The 21,469-nt window shown below is 61.2% G+C and carries 16 protein-coding genes and 1 tRNA gene; 11 read left to right on the top strand and 6 right to left on the bottom strand.

Annotated features, from left to right (window positions below; all coding sequences use genetic code 11):
* Positions 1 to 355 precede the first annotated feature (355 nt).
* The 5 genes from AB5Y50_RS09150 (at position 356) to AB5Y50_RS09170 (ending at position 9,027) form a co-directional block, all read left to right on the top strand.
* On the top strand, positions 356 to 3,430 hold the full coding sequence (locus AB5Y50_RS09150) for a beta-galactosidase (RefSeq protein WP_319882846.1): 3,075 nt from the start codon (positions 356 to 358) through the stop codon (positions 3,428 to 3,430).
* A 219-nt stretch (positions 3,431 to 3,649) separates the two neighbouring features.
* Positions 3,650 to 4,636 (top strand): galactose/glucose ABC transporter substrate-binding protein MglB, encoded by a 987-nt coding sequence (mglB, locus tag AB5Y50_RS09155; protein ID WP_010676016.1) that lies wholly within the window; start codon positions 3,650 to 3,652, stop codon positions 4,634 to 4,636.
* Positions 4,637 to 4,689: 53 nt separating this feature from the next.
* Positions 4,690 to 6,210 (top strand): galactose/methyl galactoside ABC transporter ATP-binding protein MglA, encoded by a 1,521-nt coding sequence (gene mglA, locus AB5Y50_RS09160; RefSeq protein WP_010676015.1) that lies wholly within the window; start codon positions 4,690 to 4,692, stop codon positions 6,208 to 6,210.
* A gap of 15 nt (positions 6,211 to 6,225) precedes the next feature.
* Positions 6,226 to 7,236 (top strand): galactose/methyl galactoside ABC transporter permease MglC, encoded by a 1,011-nt coding sequence (gene mglC / locus AB5Y50_RS09165; protein ID WP_010676014.1) that lies wholly within the window; start codon positions 6,226 to 6,228, stop codon positions 7,234 to 7,236.
* Positions 7,237 to 7,293: 57 nt separating this feature from the next.
* Entirely contained in the window at positions 7,294 to 9,027 is a 1,734-nt protein-coding gene (locus AB5Y50_RS09170; protein WP_010676013.1) for a methyl-accepting chemotaxis protein, read from the top strand.
* A gap of 751 nt (positions 9,028 to 9,778) precedes the next feature.
* On the opposite strand, the gene AB5Y50_RS09175 is transcribed toward AB5Y50_RS09170, so the two are convergent.
* On the bottom strand, positions 9,779 to 9,955 hold the full coding sequence (locus tag AB5Y50_RS09175) for a hypothetical protein (RefSeq protein ID WP_103243883.1): 177 nt from the start codon (positions 9,953 to 9,955) through the stop codon (positions 9,779 to 9,781).
* Between the two features lie 746 nt (positions 9,956 to 10,701).
* Between AB5Y50_RS09175 and arcA the strand changes: the two genes are divergently transcribed.
* From arcA to AB5Y50_RS09195, 4 genes are all read left to right on the top strand, one after another.
* Positions 10,702 to 11,922 (top strand): arginine deiminase, encoded by a 1,221-nt coding sequence (gene arcA, locus AB5Y50_RS09180; RefSeq protein WP_010676011.1) that lies wholly within the window; start codon positions 10,702 to 10,704, stop codon positions 11,920 to 11,922.
* A 62-nt stretch (positions 11,923 to 11,984) separates the two neighbouring features.
* Positions 11,985 to 12,911: a carbamate kinase gene (gene arcC, locus AB5Y50_RS09185; protein WP_368162694.1), complete on the top strand. Its 927-nt coding sequence runs from the start codon at positions 11,985 to 11,987 to the stop codon at positions 12,909 to 12,911.
* A gap of 78 nt (positions 12,912 to 12,989) precedes the next feature.
* Positions 12,990 to 13,994: an ornithine carbamoyltransferase gene (gene argF / locus AB5Y50_RS09190; RefSeq protein WP_010676009.1), complete on the top strand. Its 1,005-nt coding sequence runs from the start codon at positions 12,990 to 12,992 to the stop codon at positions 13,992 to 13,994.
* A 121-nt stretch (positions 13,995 to 14,115) separates the two neighbouring features.
* Positions 14,116 to 15,522 carry a YfcC family protein gene (locus tag AB5Y50_RS09195; protein ID WP_010676008.1) on the top strand — a complete coding sequence of 469 codons (1,407 nt, stop codon included), beginning with the start codon at positions 14,116 to 14,118 and terminating at the stop codon, positions 15,520 to 15,522.
* Positions 15,523 to 15,675: 153 nt separating this feature from the next.
* Here AB5Y50_RS09195 and AB5Y50_RS09200 read toward each other — a convergent pair whose 3' ends face one another.
* The 4 genes from AB5Y50_RS09200 to AB5Y50_RS09215 form a co-directional block, all read right to left on the bottom strand.
* On the bottom strand, positions 15,676 to 16,167 hold the full coding sequence (locus AB5Y50_RS09200) for an arginine repressor (protein ID WP_039039633.1): 492 nt from the start codon (positions 16,165 to 16,167) through the stop codon (positions 15,676 to 15,678).
* 218 nt (positions 16,168 to 16,385) lie between these two features.
* On the bottom strand, positions 16,386 to 16,850 hold the full coding sequence (gene pyrI, locus AB5Y50_RS09205) for an aspartate carbamoyltransferase regulatory subunit (RefSeq protein ID WP_010676006.1): 465 nt from the start codon (positions 16,848 to 16,850) through the stop codon (positions 16,386 to 16,388).
* Positions 16,851 to 16,866: 16 nt separating this feature from the next.
* Positions 16,867 to 17,787 (bottom strand): aspartate carbamoyltransferase, encoded by a 921-nt coding sequence (pyrB, locus tag AB5Y50_RS09210; protein WP_010676005.1) that lies wholly within the window; start codon positions 17,785 to 17,787, stop codon positions 16,867 to 16,869.
* Between the two features lie 274 nt (positions 17,788 to 18,061).
* Entirely contained in the window at positions 18,062 to 18,604 is a 543-nt protein-coding gene (locus tag AB5Y50_RS09215) for a hypothetical protein (protein ID WP_042015644.1), read from the bottom strand.
* A 202-nt stretch (positions 18,605 to 18,806) separates the two neighbouring features.
* Between AB5Y50_RS09215 and AB5Y50_RS09220 the strand changes: the two genes are divergently transcribed.
* Together AB5Y50_RS09220 and AB5Y50_RS09225 are read left to right on the top strand one after the other, a co-directional pair.
* Positions 18,807 to 18,883 (top strand) — tRNA-Trp (locus AB5Y50_RS09220).
* A 209-nt stretch (positions 18,884 to 19,092) separates the two neighbouring features.
* The gene (locus tag AB5Y50_RS09225; RefSeq protein WP_319882847.1) at positions 19,093 to 20,463 is read left to right on the top strand and encodes a phosphatidylserine decarboxylase family protein; all 1,371 of its coding nucleotides are present in this window, start codon (positions 19,093 to 19,095) and stop codon (positions 20,461 to 20,463) included.
* Between the two features lie 54 nt (positions 20,464 to 20,517).
* Here AB5Y50_RS09225 and AB5Y50_RS09230 read toward each other — a convergent pair whose 3' ends face one another.
* The gene (locus tag AB5Y50_RS09230) at positions 20,518 to 21,390 is read right to left on the bottom strand and encodes a LysR family transcriptional regulator (protein WP_319882848.1); all 873 of its coding nucleotides are present in this window, start codon (positions 21,388 to 21,390) and stop codon (positions 20,518 to 20,520) included.
* Between the last annotated feature and the right edge of the window lie 79 nt (positions 21,391 to 21,469).

The raw sequence follows: 21,469 nt of genomic DNA on the forward strand, positions 1-21,469 counted from the left end.
GCGCTCGTGGCCTCTGCACACTCCTTCGAGAGACCGGGCTGTGTGCCCGGAACCGGGTTGAGGCGCTCCAGCACCTGATGGAGCGAGGGGGGCGTGGTGTCGGGTCTTTGCCATGGCTTGCTCAGCTGGTTCGGCCATTGCCTTCCGGTTTCACACTCCCGGGCATCTTTTGCCCTTCCGAAGGTCCGCTTTTCCCCCGTGGGGTTATTTACTCGGATTTATCCGATTTTTACTCCGTTTTACTTAACAAAATGAGTGTAATCGTTTACATCTGTGTGAGCGGGATCGCCGATCACCGGGCAAAACTCTCCTACACTGCAGTGGTTTTCAGCGTGAATGCAGGGAGAAGTGAAGCATGCTCAGGGAGATAGTGGCCCGTCAGGATTGGCAGACCCAGGGGATCACCGCCGTGAACCGGTTGCCAGCCCATACCCCCTTGTCCAGTTGGCGCAGTGAAGGGGAAGCCAGGATAGGGGGGTTGTCACCTTCCCGCCTGCTGCTGGACGGCGAGTGGCAGTTCTCCTGGTTCGAGGCCCCGGAGCGGGTGCCGGAGCAGTGGCTGGTGGAGGATCTGCCGGATGCCTGCCCCATCAAGGTGCCGGGCAACTGGCAACTGGCTGCGGCCTACCCGGGGGCGCGGCCCGTCACGGATGTGCCCATCTACACCAACATCAAGTACCCCTTTCCCTGCGACCCGCCCCGGGTGCCTGCCGAGAACCCCACCGGTTGCTACTCCCGCGAGTTCACCGTTGCTGCGGACTGGCTGGCCGAGGGGCAGACCCGGATCATCTTCGACGGAGTGGACAGCGCGTTTCACCTCTTCTGCAACGGCCGCTGGGTCGGCTACTCCCAGGACAGCCGGCTGCCGGCGGAATTCGATCTGACCCCCTTCCTTCAGGCCGGGGCCAACCGCCTCGCCGTCCTGGTGCTGCGCTGGTCTGACGGCTCCTATCTGGAAGATCAGGACATGTGGCGCATGAGCGGCATCTTCCGCTCCGTCAGCCTGCTGCACAAACCGGCCCGTCATCTGATGGATATCCGAGTGACGCCCGAGCTCGACGCCTGCTACCGGGATGCCCGCCTCAAGGTTGAATTGCAGGCGGCCAACGGAGCCGGTCTGTCGGTGGAGGCCAACCTCTATGATGGCGACGAGCGGGTTGCGACCCTGCGCCAGCGGATCGGCACCCAGGCCATCGACGAGAAAGGGGTGTATGACGATCGCGCCGAGCTGTGCCTGACGGTAACGGCCCCACACAAGTGGAGCGCCGAGACCCCGCACCTCTATCGCCTCACCCTGACCCTGCTGGACGAGCAGGGAAGCGTCCTCGAGAGCGAAGCCCATGACGTGGGCTTTCGGGCGGTGGAGATCCGTGGCGGCCTGCTGCGGGTCAACGGTCAGCCCCTGCTGATTCGTGGTGCCAATCGCCATGAACACCATCCCGCCACGGGTCACGTGGTGACCCCGGCCGACATGGAGCAGGATCTGCTGCTGATGAAGCGGCACAACTTCAACGCGGTGCGCTGCTCCCACTATCCCAATCACCCCGAGCTCTATCGCCTGTGCGACCGGCTCGGCCTCTATGTGGTGGACGAGGCGAACCTGGAGACCCACGGCATGACCCCCATGGGGCGGCTGGCGCGGGATCCCGCCTGGAGCAACGCCTTCCTGGAGCGGGTCACCCGCATGGTGGCCAGGGACTTCAACCACCCCTGCATCATCATCTGGTCCCTGGGGAATGAATCCGGTTATGGCCCGGCCCACGACGCCATGTATCGCTGGGTGAAGGGGGCGGACCCCAGCCGCCCGGTGCAGTACGAAGGGGGCGGGGCCGACACCCCGGCCACCGACATCATCTGCCCCATGTATGCCCGTACCCATCAGGATCAACCCTTCCCGGCGGTGCCCAAGTGGGCGCTGGCCAAGTGGATCGGCCTGCCGGAAGAGACCCGGCCGCTGATCCTGTGCGAATACGCCCACGCCATGGGCAACAGCCTGGGGGGCTATGCCCATTACTGGCAGGCATTTCGCGATCATCCGCGGCTGCAGGGTGGGTTTGTCTGGGATTGGGTCGATCAGGGGCTGGACAAGCAGACCGACGATGGCCGCCATTTCTGGGCCTATGGTGGCGACTTCGGCGACATTCCCAACGATCGCCAGTTCTGCTGCAACGGCCTGCTGTTCCCCGATCGCACCCCCCATCCCTCCCTGTTTGAAGCCCGGCGTGCCCAGCAGCCCTTTGTTCTTACCCTGCAGGGTCGCCAGCCGCTGACGGTGGAGATCCGCAGCGAATACCTGTTCCGCGAGACGGATAACGAGACTCTGCAGTGGCGTCTGTGTGAAGACGGCGTGGTGGTGAGCCAGGGTGAATGCCCGCTCGCGCTGGCTCCCCGGGGGAGCGTGACGCTGACCCTGCTGGAGCAACTGCCGGCCTTTGCGCCGGGGGCGCTCGCCTGGCTGGATCTCGCCATCGTGCAGCCCACCGCCACGGCCTGGGCCGGAGCGGGTCACGAGGTGGCTCGCCAGCAATGCCTGTTGCCCGCGCCCCTGGCGCTGCCGTCGGCCTGCCCGGCGGTCAGCCTGACCGAGAAGCGCGATCACTGGGTGCTTGGCGCCGCAGATTCCCTGTGGCAGCTCGACAAGGCCAGTGGTCGCATCGTCAGCTGGCAGAAGCAGGGCCGCGAGCGGCTGCGCGACGCCATCGCCGATCATTTCTATCGGGCGCCGCTCGACAACGATATCGGCACCAGCGAGGCGGATCACGCCGATCCCAACGCCTGGATTGCCCGCTGGCAGGAGGCCGGACTCAATGATCTGCAGCACCGCTGTCTCGGCCTGGAGGCGAGTCCGGAGCTGGGTCTCATCACGGCGCACCACGGCTACTTCGTGGGTGACGAACCGAAGATCCTGACCCGCTGGCATCACAGGGTGGACGGGGAGGGCGCCATGCACCTCGCCATCGAGGTGGAGGTGGCCGCCGACATGCCCTCCCTGCCGCGCATCGGTGCCCGGCTCTGGCTGGCCGATGAACCGGCCGAAGGTGCCCCGGTGAGCTGGCTGGGGCTTGGCCCCCACGAGAATTACCCGGATCGCCGGCTCGCCGCTGATCTCGGTCGCTGGCAATTGCCCATCGAGGCGTTGCACACCCCTTATGTCTTCCCCACCGACAACGGGCTGCGCTGCGATACCCGCGCACTGCAACTGGGGGATCTGGTGGTGGAGGGGCGCTTCCACTTCAGTGTCAGCCGCTACAGTCAGCAGCAGCTGGCCGAAGCCCGTCACCAGACCGATCTGGTGGCCCTGGGGGGCACGCACCTGTGCCTCGATGGCTTCCACATGGGGGTGGGAGGCGATGACTCCTGGAGCCAGAGCGTGCGGCCCGAGTTCTGGCTGTTGCCGGGTCGTTATCAGTGGCACTGCCGTCTGAGCTAGCCGGACCCGCCGTCGCGAGATGGCGAGACTCAAAGGCGGTTTCTCACGTAACTATTTAATTTTTAACAATATTACGGCTATGTAACAGAGTGTAAACGTTTTCATTTTGTTGCCAGGATCACAGACCGCCTCACAACAAACTGATTACATTAGGCTGGCGCCAGCTCAAACGGTGTACAGCATTCCCTACAAAAAACAGATAGAGATCGGAGCATAACAATGAAAAAACTCACGACAGTTGCCACCTTGCTGATGGGACTGATGGCGGGAGCCCAAGCCCAGGCCGATACCCGTATCGGGGTCACCGTCTACAAGTACGACGACAACTTCATGGCCGTGGTGCGCAAGGCCATCGAGAAAGAAGCGGCGGCCACCCCGGGTGTGGAACTGCTGATGAACGACTCCCAGAACGACCAGTCCAAGCAGAACGACCAGATCGACGTACTGCTGGCCAAGGGCGTGAAGGCTCTGGCCATCAACCTGGTTGACCCGGCGGCGGCCCCTGTCGTGATTGAGAAAGCCCGTGCGGACGAGATCCCCGTGGTCTTCTACAACAAGGAACCGAGCGCGGCTGACCTGGCCAGCTATGACAAGGCCTACTACGTTGGCACCGACTCCAAGGAGTCCGGAATCATCCAGGGCCAGCTGATCGCCAAGCACTGGAAAGCGCACCCCGAGTGGGATCTGAACAAGGATGGCGTCATCCAGTTCGTGCTGCTCAAGGGTGAGCCTGGCCACCCGGATGCGGAAGCCCGCACCACCTACGTCGTCAAGACTCTGAACGATGGCGGCATCAAGACCGAGCAACTGCACATGGATACCGGTATGTGGGATACCGCCATGGCCAAGGACAAGATGGACGCCTGGATCTCCGGTCCGAACGCCAACAAGATCGAAGTGGTCATCGCCAACAACGATGGCATGGCGATGGGCGCCGTGGAATCCCTGAAGGCCCAGGGCAAGACCGCCATCCCGGTGTTCGGTGTTGACGCCCTGCCGGAAGCCCTGGCCATGGTCAAGAGCGGTGCCATGGCCGGTACCGTGCTGAACGATGCGGCCAACCAGGCCAAGGCCACCTTCGAGCTGACCAAGAACCTGGCCGAAGGCAAGCCGGCCGGTGAAGGCACCAACTGGAAGATCGACAACAAGGTCGTCCGCGTTGCCTACGTGGGCGTAGACAAAGACAACCTGTCCCAATTCGAGTAATTCCTCCCCTCAGGGCAAGGGAGATCCCCTTGCCCTCTTTTCAACCAGATGTGATGGCTGATATGACAACACGGCAACAATCAGAATGGCTGTTGGAGATGATTGACGTCAGTAAGAGCTTTCCTGGCGTCAAGGCACTCGATAATGTCAATTTACGGGTCCGTCCTCATTCTGTGCATGCGTTGATGGGCGAGAATGGCGCAGGGAAGTCCACGCTGCTCAAGTGCCTGTTCGGCATCTACGAGAAGGATCAGGGCAAGATCTTCTTCAAGGGACAGGAGATCAACTTCACCTCGTCCAAAGAGGCGCTGGAGAATGGCGTTTCCATGGTGCACCAGGAGCTGAACCTGGTACTGCAACGCACCGTGATGGACAACATGTGGCTCGGCCGCTATCCCACCAAGGGACTGTTTGTCGACCACGGCAAGATGTATCAGGACACCAAGCATATCTTCGAGGAGCTGGACATCGACATCGACCCCAGGGTCAAGGTCGGCACCCTGTCGGTTTCCCAGATGCAGATGATCGAGATTGCCAAGGCATTCTCCTATGACGCCAAGATCGTCATCATGGACGAACCCACCTCCTCCCTGACCGAGAAAGAGGTCAACCATCTCTTCAAGATCATCAACAAGCTCAAGGAGAAGGGGTGCGGCATCGTCTACATCTCCCACAAGATGGAAGAGATCTTCCAGCTCTGTGACGAGATCACCATATTGCGGGATGGCCAGTGGGTGGCGACCCAGCCCCTCAAGGGCATGACCATGGATCAGATCATCGGCATGATGGTCGGCCGCGAGCTCACCCAGCGCTTCCCGGAAAAAACCAACCAGCCCAAAGAGGTGATCCTCGAGGTCGAGCACCTGACGGCCAAGAACCAGCCTTCCATCAAGGACGTGACCTTCAACCTGCACAAGGGGGAGATCCTCGGCATCGCCGGTCTGGTGGGGGCCAAGCGCACCGACATCGTGGAGACCCTGTTCGGCATCCGCGATCGCAGCGAAGGGACCATCAAGCTGCACGGCAAAGAGGTGGCGAACCACAACGCCCACGAGGCGATCCAGAACGGCTTCGCCCTGGTGACCGAGGAGCGCCGCTCCACCGGGATCTATTCACGCCTCGACATCGCCTTCAACTCCCTGATCGCCAACATGGACAACTACAAGGGATCCATGGGGCTGCTCAGCGACAACAAGATGAAGAGCGATACCCAGTGGGTCATCGACTCCATGCGGGTCAAGACACCGACCCAGCAGACCCAGATCGGCTCCCTCTCCGGTGGCAACCAGCAGAAGGTGATCATCGGTCGCTGGCTGCTGACCCAGCCCGAGATCCTGATGCTGGATGAACCGACCCGGGGTATCGACGTCGGCGCCAAGTTCGAGATCTACCAGCTCATCCTGGAGCTGGCGAAGAAGGACAAGGGCATCGTCATCATCTCCTCCGAAATGCCGGAACTGCTCGGCATCACGGACCGCATCATGGTCATGAGCAATGGCCGGGTCGCGGGGATCGTCAACACCAAAGAAACTGACCAGAGCGAGATCCTGCGCCTGGCATCTCTGTACCTATAAAGACAGGAAGACATTATGGAGTCGGCTAAAAATTTCAATCTGATGCAGGCGCTCAAAGAGAACGGCATCTATGTGGTGTTGCTGGTGTTGCTCATGATCATCGTGATCAAGGAGCCCTCCTTCCTCAGCCTCACCAACCTCAGCAACATCCTGACCCAGTCCTCGGTACGGGTCATCATCGCCCTCGGGGTGGCGGGCATCATCATCACCCAGGGTACTGACCTGTCGGCCGGTCGTCAGGTCGGCCTGGCAGCGCTGATCGCGGCCACCATGCTGCAGGCCCTGACCAACGTCAACAAGGTCTTCCCCACCCTGGGGGAGGTGCCCATTCCGGCGGTGATCCTGCTGGTGTGCGTGGTGGGCGCCCTGATTGGTCTGGTCAACGGCCTTATCGTCGCCTACCTGAACGTGACGCCCTTCATCACCACCCTGGGCACCATGATCATCGTCTACGGCATCAACTCCCTCTATTTCGACTCCGTGGGGGCTTCTCCGGTAGCCGGGTTTGATCCTCGCTTCTCCAACTTTGCGCAGGGCTTCATCCGGATTGGCGGGTTCAAGCTCTCGTACCTGACCTTCTATGCGGCCATCGCCAGCGTGTTCGTCTGGGTGCTGTGGAACAAGACCCGCTTTGGCAAGAACATCTTTGCCATCGGTGGCAACCCGGAAGCGGCCAAGGTGTCCGGTGTCAACGTCGCCGTCAACCTGGTGGTCATCTATGCCCTGGCCGGTGTCTTCTACGCCTTCGGCGGCATGCTGGAAGCGGGGCGGATCGGCAGTGCCACCAACAACCTCGGCTTCATGTACGAGCTGGATGCCATCGCGGCCTGCGTGGTGGGGGGCGTTTCGTTTGCCGGCGGTGTGGGAACTGTCGCGGGTGTGATCACCGGCGTACTTATCTTCACGCTGATCAACTATGGTTTGACCTACATCGGTGTCAGCCCTTACTGGCAGTTCATCATCAAGGGCGGCATCATCATCCTGGCGGTAGCCCTGGACTCCATGAAGTACGCCAAGAAGAAGTAAGCATTGGCAGGGAGGGCCGGGTCATCCCGGCCCTTTCTCTTTGGAGGGACCCATACCATGGCATTCAAAGTCAAAATCAACGTACTGTTGCTGCTCGCCATTCTGGTCACCATCGGTACCGCCTGGTTCAGCGTCAACCACTTCATCAGCGGCTACATCCGCACCCAGGCTACCCAGAACATCAACGAGCAGATCACCCTGGTCAGGGAGAAGCTGGCGGGTGACATCAACCAGAAGGTGCTGCTGGCCGCCAACCTCAACCTCGGGGTGACCAGCGTCAAGAAGGCGCTGCAGGAGACCGGCTTTCACAACATCGTCAAGCTCATTGGCGACATGGCATTCGACGCGAACGGGGTCATCGACGACAAGGCCAGGGTTGACGCACTGCGCAAGCTGATCCCCGCCGCCAACAACCAGATCACCGTCAGCCCGCTGGAGCAGCTGGACGGCAAACCCGTCATCTCCATCCTGGTGCCGCGCGGTGCCGACTCCGCCTACCTCTACTACCTCGACATGAGTGAGTTCAAGACGCTGCTGACCAAGGTAAGCGGGGAAGGGCGTTACTTCTCCCTCACCGACAGTCAAGGACAGGTGCTCTACAGCAGCAAGCCCCAGGGAGAGAGCGAGAGCCGCCCCAACAAGCTGGATATTCGCGGCAGCGAGTGGACCCTGACCGGTTATGTGGATCTCGACTATATCCGGGCCATGACCCAGGCGCTCAACGGCAAGATCACCCTGGCCCTGCTCGGGGTGGCGGCGCTGGTACTGGCCCTCTCCATGGTGGCCCTCAACCTGGCCTATAGACCCATCCTCTCCTTGCGCGACCTGGTGCAGGAGCTCTCCCAGGGCAATGGGGATCTGACCCGTCGGCTCACGGTGACCAGCAAGGATGATCTCGGCCAGATCTCGGCGGGCATCAACCGTTTCATCGAGCAGTTGCAGGGCATGATGGGGGAGGTGAGACAAGCGAGCGGCCAGCTCAATGAAGGGATATCGGCATTGGCGAGGCAGACGGGGTCAGCCCAGGGCCTGCTGGCCGAGCATGTGCGGGAGACCGAACAGGTGGTCACCGCTATCAACGAGATGAGCCGTACTGCCGTCTCGGTATCGGAGAGCGCGGCCAATACTGCCCAGCTGACCGGCCAGAGCCAGCAACTGGCCAACCAGTCGCGTCAGGTGGTGGATCAGGCCATGGCCAGCGTCACTGCGCTGGTGACGGAGGTGGAGACCACGGCACACTCCATCGAAGCCATGCAGCAGGATGTGCAGCAGATAGGCTCGATTCTCGGGGTCATCGGTGGCATCGCAGAGCAGACCAACCTGCTGGCCCTCAACGCCGCCATCGAGGCGGCCCGGGCCGGGGAGCAGGGGCGGGGGTTTGCGGTGGTGGCGGACGAAGTGCGCTCTCTGGCGGGACGCACCCAGAAGAGCACTGCCGAGATCCAGACCATGCTGACCCGGCTGCAACGGGGCACCCAGACCGTGGTGGCCGCCATGGGCAACACCCGGCAGAGTTGCCAGGATGCGGCGGAAAATACCAGCAAGGTGAATGCGTCACTGGATCTGATGGCGGGAGAAGTGGTGGAGATCAACGATCTTATCAGCCATATCGCCACGGCCGCGGAGGAGCAAAGTGCCGTTGCCGAGGAGATCAATCGCAACATGAGTGCCATCGCCGAGGTGATCACCCAGCTCAAGGGGAATGGCGAGCGCACCGTGGACAGCTCAAACGCCATGCAGCGCACCTATGACAGGCTGCGGGAGATAGTGGGGCACTTCCGGCTGGAATAGCGCCGGCTGGGCGAGTCCCGGGTACCCTGGCCAGCAACATCGTGGCCGGGGTGACCCATCAGCGGGCAGACGTGAAAAATACCCAAAAAAGATGGGGGCGACTTGCGTCGCCCCCGATAGTCTTATCGCTCATATCCTTGAACGAAGTTGCTCCCTGCAATCCCTGACTATACCTCTTCCTTTAGGTTTCCCCTTCCCAATCCTTTGGGGTGTCCTTTAGCCATCATGGCCTGACGAGTCATCCGTTCCCGTCGCACTTTCTCCGTCCTGGGAGGTGTCCTTTACCACATCCTGTGGTGAGTCCATTTGCCCAACCCTGGCAGCCAGTCTTCCTGACCGACTTCATTGCGTCCGTGCAGGAGTAACTATAAGGATTTCGCGCAGGGCGACAATGACATGCTGAAAAACGTTTTATTAAAACTGGTTTCCCGCGAAAGGATAATGAAGTTATCTTTTTTAAAATCATGATGTTAATGATCTATCATGCTGTTTTTTCACGCGCATCTTCCGACTATGGCGAGAATTTTGTTGGCACTTTACTTACGCAGTAGATGGCGAATATCTCACAAGGCGTTTAACTGCGGTTCAGAATCCGGGGAGGCCGGTCAGTGTCGATCGCAGATGAGGGTGGAGGAGGGCAACGGGCATGATGCAGGTGGCGTGGTCCGGATCCCATTCAGGAGATAAAGGAGGTAAAGGAGGGAAAGCTGAGATGACCCAAGAGGAGATCGCCTCCCCTTGGGCGAGAGGGTCAGGGATGCTGGCTGCCACCGTGCCATTGGCATAGGTAGGCGGGGACCAGCATCTGGGGTGCCTGGTCAACGTGACAGACCACCAGCGGCATGGCGGGGGCTCCCTGGGCATGCACCAAGGCCGGTGTCATGGGCAGGACCAGGGCGACGAACAGAAACAGCGACGGGATCTTCATGGTTATCTCCTTGGTGACGGGAACGAATGTGACAAGCATCACTTTTTGAGTTAAGGCGAACCCGAAATCGGCGCAAGGTGACTGAAAAAATTCAACTAATGAAAAAACTTTGAATCCCGGTTGCACTCCGGTCGGTGAAAAAGGCGCCATCAGGATGCGTGCAAAATGCATATCCATATAAAAGAGATAGTGCACACGACTTGGCGATGAGGCTAGCCATCTGGCCCGGGCGGGCCGCCATGATCTGGGACAAGAGATGGATTATTCAACGATAAAGGAGCAGGTGATTATTTATGTGAGAGCAAACGGGATGACAAGCGAGGATAAATTCAAAGGTGGGTGAAGTTTATTCAAAAAATGAGCGTTTTGATTTTAATGTAATGATTTATTTGATGTTTTTTATTGGTGGCTATCCATTTTTGGATATCGTGGGTGAATGGAATTGCGTTCTTTGTGGAATATATTGGGGCTTTATTGCGTATTTATGCCGGATGGAGGGTGAGGGAAATGTCAGATATGTAAACTCCATCATAAATTAACTTCTGAATTTATGCAGTCTCGGGTGAATGTGATCAATGTCCAAGTTTGGTGGAGTTGCCAGACCTAATCTCTGCGTCGAAAGGCAAGGGCAGGATAGAACACAAGCCGAGTACCCTACATAAAGAATATCCCGCCTTAGCCACGAGCCTGAATAGAAGGAATCTATTCAATCACTCGCAGGGACCACTGCTAGACGGAATATCATCATGAGCAAATTTTATGTAGGTTCTGAAGTTGGCCAGTTGCGCCGTGTCATGTTGCACCGCCCCAACCTCAGTCTGAAGCGTCTGACCCCTTCCAACTGCCAGGATCTGCTGTTTGACGACGTCCTGTCCGTGGAACGTGCCGGTCAGGAGCACGACAAATTCGCTCAGGTACTGCGCGATCAGAATGTCGAAGTCTTCCTCCTGACCAATCTGCTGGCGGAAACCCTGGACGTGCCGGAAGCCAAAGCCTGGCTGCTGCAACACCAGGTCTCCGACTATCGCCTCGGCACTGCCCTGGCCAACGACGTGCGCTGCTTCCTGGCGGACATGCCTCACCGCGAGCTGGCCCGCATCCTCTCCGGCGGCCTGACCTACTCCGAGATGCCCTACAGTGGCGTCAACATGGTGGTCGGCATGCATGCCCCGACCGATTTCATCATCGAACCGCTGCCCAACCACCTCTTCACCCGCGATACCTCCTGCTGGGTCTATGGCGGCGTCTCCATCAACCCCATGGCCAAGGCCGCCCGTCGTCGCGAGACCAACCACGTGAAGGCCATCTACCGCTGGCACCCGCAGTTTGCCGGTCAGGAGTTCATCAAGTACTTCGGTGACGAGGAGCGCGACTACGACAACTCCACCATCGAAGGGGGCGACGTCCTGGTCATCGGCCGTGGCGCCGTGCTCATCGGCATGTCCGAGCGCACCACGCCGCAAGGGGTGGAGCATCTGGCCCGCAGCCTGTTCAAGCACGGTCAGGCCAAGCAGGTCATCGCCATGGAGCTGCCGAAACACCGCAGCTGCATGCACCTCGACACCGTCATGACCCACATGGATGTCGACACCTTCTCCGTCTATCCGGAAGTCATCCGCAAGGATGTGAACTGCTGGAGCCTGACCCCGGGCGGTGCCACCGGGATGAACATCAAGGAAGAGGGTTACTTCGTGACCGCCATCGAGAAGGCGCTGGGGGTGGATCAGCTCAGGCTCATCACCACCGGCGGCGACAGCTTCGAGGCCGAGCGGGAGCAGTGGAACGACGCCAACAACGTGCTGACCGTGCGCCCCGGCGTGGTGGTGGGTTACGAGCGCAACACCTACACCAACGAGAAGTACGACAAGGCCGGCATCACTGTGCTGCCCATCCCGGGTGAAGAGCTGGGACGTGGCCGCGGCGGCGCCCGCTGCATGAGCTGCCCGATGGAACGTGACGGCATCTGACAAGACGGCGTGGCGCCGGCAGAGGCTGGCGCCACACACACCCGAATTCGAGAGTAACACCCATGAAAAAACCAACTGTCGTCGTCGCCCTGGGGGGCAATGCCCTGCTCCGCCGAGGTGAACCTCTGGAAGCCGACATCCAGCGCAAAAACATCGCCACCGCCGCCAAGACCATCGCCCGCATCGCCGAGGATTACAACGTGGTGCTGGTGCACGGCAACGGCCCGCAAGTCGGCCTGCTGGCCCTGCAAAACAGCGCCTACACCAAGGTCTCCCCCTATCCCCTGGATGTGCTGGGTGCCGAGTCCCAGGGCATGATCGGCTACATGCTGATCCAGGAGTTGAAGAACCTGATGCCGAGCCGCAACGTCACCGCCCTGCTGACCCAGGTGCAGGTTGACCCGCAAGATCCGGCGTTTGCCAACCCGACCAAGTTCATCGGCCCCGTCTACGAAGAGGCGGAAGCCCGCACCCTGGTAGAAGAGAAGCACTGGGTGGTCAAGGCAGACGGCAAGTTCTTCCGCCGCGTGGTGCCGTCCCCGCTGCCCCAACGCATCGTCGAAGGCGACGCCATCGAAACCCTGATCGCCCAGGGTCACCTCATCATCTGTACCGGTGGTGGTGGTATCCCGGTGACCTGGGATGGCCAGAGCCTGACCGGCATCGAGGCCGTCATCGACAAGGACATGTCTGCCGCCTACCTGGCCAAGCAGATCAAGGCCGACGCCCTGCTGATCCTGACCGACGCCGATGCCGTGTATCTGGATTGGGGCAAGCCGACCCAGCGTCCGCTGCGGGTCACCAGCCCGGACGAGCTGGCTGGCGTCAAGTTCGATGCAGGCTCCATGGGGCCCAAGGTCGAAGCCTCCTGTGAATTCGTCAAGGCGACCGGCGGCATGGTCGGCATCGGCTCCCTGGAAGATGGCCTGGCCATCCTCAAGGGGGAAGCCGGCACCAACATCGTCGCCACCAATACCGTCAATGCCTGAGCCAAGGCTCTGGTCTGAACAACTGCGTAGTCAATAACACTGCCAAATTGGTCTGAACAAATATAGAGAGAACTCATCATGGCTTTTAATCTGCGTAACCGTAACTTCCTGAAACTGCTGGACTTCACCCCGCGCGAAATCCAATACATGATCGATCTGGCCATCGACCTGAAGAAAGCCAAATACGGTGGCTATGAGCGCAAGCATCTGGTCGGCAAGAACATTGCACTGATCTTCGAGAAGACCTCCACCCGCACCCGCTGTGCGTTCGAAGTGGCGGCCTTCGACCAGGGCGCCCAGGTCTCCTACCTCGGCCCGAGCGGTTCCCAAATCGGTCACAAGGAGTCCATGAAGGACACTGCCCGGGTGCTGGGCCGCATGTATGACGGCATCGAATACCGCGGCTACGGCCAGGAGATCGTCGAAGAGCTGGGGGCCCACGCCGGTGTGCCGGTCTGGAACGGCCTGACCAACGAATTCCACCCGACCCAGATCCTGGCGGACTTCATGACCATGCTGGAGCACGGCAAGGGCAAACGCCTGGATCAGATCAAGTTCGCCTACCTGGGTGACGCCCGCAACAACATGGGCAACTCCCTGATGGTGGGCGCCGCCAAGATGGGCATGGACATCCGTCTGGTGGCGCCGAAAGCCTTCTGGCCGGAAGAGGAGCTGGTTGCCACCTGCCGCCTCATCGCCGAAGAGACCGGTGCGCGCATCCACCTGACCGAAGACGTGAAAGAGGGTGTGCTGGGTGCCGACTTCCTCTACACCGACGTCTGGGTCTCCATGGGTGAAGCGAAGGAAGCCTGGGATCAACGGGTGAAACTGATGACCCCGTATCAGGTCAACATGGACGTCATCAACGCGACCAAGAACCCGGATGTGAAGTTCATGCACTGCCTGCCGGCGTTCCACAACGACGAGACCACCATGGGCAAGGAAGTGGCCGACAAATATGGCATGAAGGGCCTGGAAGTGACCGAGGACGTGTTCGAATCCGAGCACAGCATCGTGTTCGACGAGGCGGAAAACCGGATGCACACCATCAAGGCAGTGATGGTGGCTACGCTGGGCGACTGACGTCGTCAGTGGTGCCGGGGGGTGACCCCCGGCTTTTCAACCATGTGACAGCGGCATAATACCTCCAACCCTACGACCCGCAGCCTGCATGGATACCACACCCACAGAAGGAAGCTGGACCATGACCAAATTCAAGTTCCCGTCAGCCTACACGATACTGTTTGTGCTGATCGCCCTGGTGGCCGCCCTGAGCTGGATAGTGCCGGCCGGCAAATACGAGATGACCATGAACGAGGCCCTCGGCAAGGAAGTGCCGGTGGCCGGTACCTACAAACTGGTGGATGCCAATCCCCAGGGGATCGTCGACGTGCTGCTGGCACCCATCGACGGTCTCTACAACCACGACACCTACGAGGCTGGCGCCATCGACGTCTCCCTCTTCATCCTGATCATCGGTGGCTTCCTTGGCATCGTGACCAAGACAGGTGCCATCGATGCCGGTATCGAGCGCGTCACCGATCGCCTGCGTGGCCGTGAAGAGTGGATGATCCCCATCCTGATGGCGCTGTTCGCCGCAGGGGGTACCATCTACGGCATGGCGGAAGAGTCTCTGCCGTTCTACACCCTGCTGGTGCCGGTGATGATGGCGGCCCGCTTCGACCCCGTGGTCGCCGCCGCGACCGTGCTGCTGGGGGCCGGTATCGGTACCCTGGGCTCCACCATCAACCCGTTCGCCACCGTGATCGCCGCCAACGCGGCCGGCATCTCCTTCACCGACGGCATCTGGTTGCGGGTCGCCATGCTGGTGGCTGGCTGGCTGATCTGCGTGGCCTATGTGATGCGTTACGCCAAGATGGTGCGAAGCGATCCCAGCAAGTCCCTGGTGGCCGACAAGTGGGAAGAGAACCGAGCCCACTTCCTCGGCAACAAGAGCGACCAGATGCTGGAGTTCACCACCACCCGCAAGATCGTGCTGGGCATCTTCGTCGCCGCCTTCGCCGTGATGATCTACGGGGTGGCCGTGCTGGGCTGGTGGATGGCGCAGATCTCCGGCGTGTTCCTGGCTGCCGCCATCATCGTCGGCGTCATCTCCCGCATGAGCGAGGAGGAGCTGACCTCCAACTTCATCGACGGTGCCCGCGATCTGCTCGGCGTGGCCCTCATCATCGGTATCGCCCGCGGTATCGTGGTGGTGATGGACAACGGCATGATCACCCACACCATTTTGCACAGTGCAGAGGGGATAGTGACCGGCCTCTCCACCATCGTCTTCATCAACGTGATGTTCGTGCTGGAAGTGGTGCTCTCCTTCCTGGTGCCCTCTTCCTCCGGTCTGGCGGTGCTGACCATGCCGATCATGGCGCCGCTCGCCGACTTCGCCAACGTGGGCCGCGAGCTGGTGGTCACCGCCTATCAGTCCGCCTCCGGCCTGGTGAACCTGGTGACCCCGACCTCCGCCGTGGTCATGGGGGGGCTGGCCATTGCCAAGGTGCCCTATGTGCGCTGGCTGAAGTGGGTGGCCCCGCTGCTCGGCATGCTGACCGTGCTGATCGTGCTCTGCCTGAGCCTGGGCGCCGTGCTGGCATGAATGCCGACAGACATAGGGACAACAACGGGAGCCTGGGGCTCCCGTTTTTTATGGCTGGCAAGGCAGGACGGCCGGGCTCTCCCGTGGCCTGGCTCCTTGCCGCGCGGGCAACAAAAAGGCGACCCCGGGTCGCCTTCTGGCATCCAGCAGGGGTCAGCGGGCGTTTTCCAGGGTGCGCACCACGGCGGCGTGAGCCTGGCGGGTGCGGCTGATGTGGCGCGGGGCGATCAGTACCACGTCGTTGCCGGCCACGGCCCCCAGGATCTCGGGATTGGCGTTGCGATCCAGCAGGCGAGCCACCACGGTAGCGGCCCCCGGGGTGGTATGCACCAGCACCATCTGCTGGTTGTGGACCACGGCGCGCACCATGTCGTGGATGGAGCGGGTGCTGCCGGCGGGCTCCAGCTGCTCGTCCACCAGGGTGTAGACCTTCTTGCCGTTGGCGTTCTGGGCCTTGGCGACCCCGAGACGGCGCAGCAGGCGGGAGATAGTGGACTGGCTGATGTCGGCAAAACCGCGGGCGGAGAGCTCGCGGCGGATCTCCTCCTGGGTGCTGTAGCAGTGCTGGCCGATGATCTGGCGGCAGGCGTCGAGCTGGGCCAGGTCGGACTCTGGTTCTGCTGGGCGGCTGAGGGTGTTGACCATGGCGACTTCCTTTGGCGATGAGCGATGGCGGTCTCGCCCAGTCTGTCGTTCCGGCTTTTCATAGCGAAAAACACTAATGAGGAGCACTCAAGCAGGGGATGAGCGAGGTATATCCATTACGGGATGGCAAATTATAACCAAAGGGGGAATAAGTGATGTGACAGGGTTCAAAAATGGGCCCGATGGGGCCCACATGGATATCCTTTGTCGGCAGGAAATCAGTAGCGTTCGCTGACGATGTCCTGGGTGAAGGACTTCTCGCAGTATTTGCACTTCATCCGCACCGCCCCTTTCACCTCGCGCACCCGGAAGTAGCTCTCCACCGGTTCGTTGTGGGAGATGCAGTTGGAGTTGGGGCAGTGGAAGACCCCTTCGATGAACTCCGGCAGCGCCAGCTGGTGCTTCTTCACCACCACGAAGTCTTCGATGATGTTGACGGTCGCTTTCGGGGCGAACAGCGCCAGCTGGTTGGCCTGCTGCTCGGTCAGACGGGTGTTCTCGATCTTGATGAGATCCTTTTTGCCGAGGGCGCCGGATTTGAGGTTGAAGCCGACGGTGATCCGCTCCTGGGTCTCGATCAGCTGGAACAGCTTGAGGATCTTGATGCCCTGGCCGGCGGGGACGTGGTCGATGACGGAGCCGTGACGGATGGCTTCGACTTGCAGTTGGTTCTTCTCGGACATGATGTTCCCCTTTCCCTTAGACGGTTTCGTTCAGTACCAGTGCCAGCAGTGCCTGGCGGGCATAGACCCCGTTCTCCGCCTGCTGGAAGTAGTAGGCGTGGGGGGTCTTGTCGACGGCGACCTCGATCTCGTCAACCCGGGGCAGGGGATGGAGGATCTTCATGGTGGGCTTGGCCCCTTCCAGGGTCGCCAGCTCCAGCACGAACTTGGCGGCCATGTGCTTGTACTCGGTCTCGTCGAAGCGCTCCTTCTGGACGCGGGTCATGTAGAGGATGTCGAGCTCCGGCATCACCTCTTCCATGGTCTCGTGCACGCTGAAGCGGATGCCCTTCTCTTCCAGCTCCTCGCAGAGGTAGTCCGGCATGGCCAGCGCCTCCGGGGAGATGAAGAAGAAGCGGCAGTTGAACAGGCTCAGGGCCTGGGCCAGGGAGTGGACGGTGCGGCCGTACTTCAGGTCACCGACGAAGGCGACGTTGAGGCCGTCCAGCTTGCCTTGGGTCTCGTGGATGGAGAAGAGGTCGAGCAGGGTCTGGGTGGGATGCTGGTTGGAGCCGTCACCGCCGTTGATGACCGGCACCCGGGAGAACTCGGAGGCCAGACGGGCTGCCCCTTCCTTCGGGTGGCGCATCACCACCGCATCGGTGTAGGAGCTGATGATCTTGATGGAGTCGGCCAGAGTCTCGCCCTTCTTGGCGCTGGTGTTGCCGCCGTCGGCGAAGCCGATGATGTTGCCGCCCAGGCGCTGGACCGCGGTCTCGAAGGAGAGACGGGTGCGGGTGGAGGCTTCGAAGAAGCAACTGGCGACCAGCTTGTCTTTCAGCAGGCGGCTGTCGGGTTCGGCCTTCAACCGCTGTGCGGTGGCGACCACCAGTTCCATGTCGGACCGGGTCAGATCCGAGATGGAGATGACGTGTTTGTTATAGAGTGGATTGGTCATCGTCTGCATTCCCTTTGGCATCAATGAAGGTTTTTCCGGCACAAAAAAAAGCCCCTGAAACAGGGGCTCTTTTCAAAAAAAACGGGGGATCTGTGGGACGGGAACCGGAAACAACGGGGCCGCTCTGGTGCGCTCCACCCGTCTGCAAGGCTGCTTTTTTCATCAAAAACGGCATTGTCCTGTCCCGACCTTTTTCAAAACCGCACCGATTATAGGGCTGGTTTTTGAATTGTCAAAAATTTATTTCAGAGGCAGGATTTGGCCAGAAAAACGTTTAAGTGTCGCGAACGGGTCGACAAATCCAGAGTGCGTGCTGCGCCTGCAAGGGGGCGCCATCGGCGGCCATGCTGCGCAGGTAGCCGAGCCTGTGGTGCCCCTCCAGCAGGCAGTAGGGATGGGGCAGGGGGTGACCGTCCGGGTAGCAGGTTCCCGGGGCGGTGGCGAGGACGATGACAGGCTCGGACCAGGTGCCCCGGTGCAGCATGTCATCGCCGAGCCAGGAGCGGCGCACGTAGCGGTTGCTGCGCAGCATCTCGCCCCAGCGATCGATCACCTCCATGTGGCGGGAGTCTATCTGCTCGATAATCTGCGCGGTGGGCCAGTGCTCGCACTCGAACTGGTGGCTGGCGAGATCGATAAAGCTCCAGTTGGATTCAAAACCGCGCCAATGACGGTAAATCCACTGGGCGAGCACATTGGAGGGAATGGAGGGCACCAGGGGAGAGACTCTGTCCAGATAGTCGGCCAGGGTCTCCGTCTTGCGCTCATCCCGGAAGTTGAGGGGCGCAAGCTGTTGCAGCAGTCGGTAATTGAGCATGGGCAGCCTCCCTGAGCCTGGTTTCACCCTACCCCCATTTGTGTCCCATTCCTACCCCGTCGGGGCTGCAAATACAGCAGCTTACCCCCGCTCCTTGTTGGAATTACGGGGATCTGCTCGTCATTTGTTCGATCGCATCGAAAGTGAGAAAAAAAGCCTTTACCTTTGACCTCCGCTTTGTATACTACGCCTCGTTTGTTGCAGGGGCGTAGTTCCAATTGGTAGAACAGCGGTCTCCAAAACCGATGGTTGCGGGTTCGAGTCCTGCCGCCCCTGCCATTTTTCAGAAAGGCCAGCTCATTGAGCTGGCCTTTCGCATTTCCGGCGTTTGCCACCGCCTCCGTTAGCCTCTTTTTCCCCGCTTCGCCGCTGCCATTTCTGCCAATGGAGGCCGCTTTTCCCCTGTGCTACACCTTGCTTCCTGCCAGATGGCGCCCTCAGGCGCATCGCATCCGGCGGGCCCAAGGCGCTTCAACAAGGAGAGAGCGATGAACAAGGCAGTGGATACGCGTCCCCCCCATGCCCATGCCGGTGGCTGGGTCCCCCGGGATCAGGCCCATGTGGCGCGCTGGGTACAGCGGCTGCGTCAGGCGGTCACCCGCCAGCCTCGCCCGCTGGTGGCCCCGATCGCCGGATTGAAGGCGCTGGTGGAGCAGGATCCTCTCCTGCATCAGCAGGCACAGGGGATGTTTGACGAGGCGTGGCAGCACGAGCACAGCACGCCGCTCGGTCAGGTCCAGGTGCGCAGCTTCGATGAGTTCCTGCAGCTGCTCAACGGCATCATGACCACGGCCCCGGAAGCCTATCAGGATGTGCAGACCCAGGAGCCCGCCGGGCTGATCGGATTCCCCATCAATGCCCTGCTCAACTGGCCCATGGCGACGGCAGCCGGGTACGACTTCTTCGCCAACGAGCTGGTGAACCAGCAACTGCGCAAGATCCTCGGTTACTGGGCCGACTTCCTGCAAAGTCCCGCGTCCCGTTATGTGCTGACGGAGTCGGTGAGCCCCCTGGATCGCCAGACCCTGATCGTCCCCTGGCTCGGGGAGGTGGCGAAACGGGAGATGGTCAAGGTGGCGCAGGGGGCGCTCGGGGCCGGCGACAACCCCACCCCAGAGCGCTTCGAGGGGATCTTCCACACCGCGCCGGGAGAGGAATACGAGGGCTTCGCCAGCTGGGACGACTTCTTCACCCGCCGCTTCTGCCCCGGCGTGCGGCCGGTGACGGCCCCGGACGATGACAGCGTGATCGCCAACGCCTGCGAGTCGGCCCCGCTGCAGGTGGTGACCGGGGTAAGGCGGCAGGACGCCTTCTGGCTCAAGGGGCAGCCCTATTCTCTGGACAACCTGCTGGACTTCGACCCGCGCGCCGCCGCGTTCGAGGGGGGCACCCTCTATCAGGCCTTCCTCAGCGCCCTCAGCTATCACCGCTGGCACAGCCCGGTGAGCGGCACGGTGCGCTCGGTCAAGGTGGTCAACGGCAGCTACTACCTGGCCAACCGCCACCAGGGTTTCGACAGCCCGGCGGGGCCCGACCCCAGCGCCCCGAACCAGTCCCAGCCCTTCCTCACCGCGGTGGCGACCCGGGCACTCATCTTCATCGAGGCGGACAACCCCAGGATCGGCCTGATGTGCGTGGTGCCGGTGGGCATGGCGGAGGTGTCGAGCTGCGAGGTGACGGTGCAGCCGGGGCAGCGGATCGCGAAGGGGGAGCAGCTCGGCATGTTCCACTTCGGCGGCTCCACTCACTGCCTGCTGTTTCGCCCCGGGGTCGAGCTGGCGTTCGACTTCTACGGCCAGCAGCCGGGGCTGGAGGCGACCAACCTGAGGATCAACACGGCGCTGGCGCGGGTCAAATAACCCAGCCGCCGGACAGTAAAAGGCCGCCCTTGAGGCGGCCTTGTTGTTTGTCCATCAGATGGCGCCGACCTGCGTCTTGAGGGTTTCCACCAGCCGCTGGTGGCGGGCGGGGAGCGGCCATTCGGCGCGGTAGATCAGCCAGAGGGTGTCGATCACCTCAATGCTGCTCTGGATCACCCGGATCTGCTCCTGTTGGGCAAAGGCGGTGACGGCGAAGCGGGGCAGCACGGTAAAGCCGAGGCCGCGGGCGACTGGCTCCAGGATCAGGCCGATCTGGTTGGTAAAGCCGCGCAGCGGGATCTCGCCGAAGCGCTGGCCGGGATAGCGTCGTCCCAGCAGGCGCTGAGCCATGCTGCGGCCATCCGGGTGGTCAATAAAGCCGAGCTGACAGAGGTGCTGCCAGCTCGGCTCCTCGCCGTCGTTGGGTACTACCAGACAGAGGGGTTCGCGGGCGAAGGGCTCGGCGGCGATGCTGGGGTGCTCTGGCGGTTGATCCACCAGTCCCAGATCGCTGCGCCCCGCCAGTATCGCCTGCACTATGTCGGGGGTGGGGGCAAAGCGGTGCTGGATGGTGAGTCCGGGGTGCTCCTGTTGCTGGTCGAGCAGCAGGGGATAGAGCAGCAGGCCAATGCTGCCGGGGGTGGTGAGGGTGATGGCGCCGCGGTGAGGGTCGTCATCAGAGAGACGGGCTCGCAGCTGTTCGGCGGCCTGCGCCTGCTGGCGGGCGAAGTCGAGCAGCACCAGCCCGCGCGGGGTGAGCTCCAGCTGACGGGGCTTGCGTAGCAGCAGGGGGCCGAATTCGGCCTCGAGGCGCAAGATATGCTGACTGACGGCGGCCTGAGTGAGATCCAGCCGATCGGCGGCACGGGTAAAACTGCCGGTTTCATGCACCACCACCAGGGTGTGGAGCCAGAGTGGATTAACCATAAATTTAATTTATGTATTCCATTAGTTTGACCTTATTTTTCATTATGGCGTCTCTTCCTATCATGTCACCTGTTTCCCA

The sequence above is a fragment of the Aeromonas sp. s6 genome, from assembly GCF_040907815.1.
In the GTDB taxonomy this organism is placed as follows: Bacteria; Pseudomonadota; Gammaproteobacteria; order Enterobacterales; family Aeromonadaceae; genus Aeromonas; species Aeromonas caviae.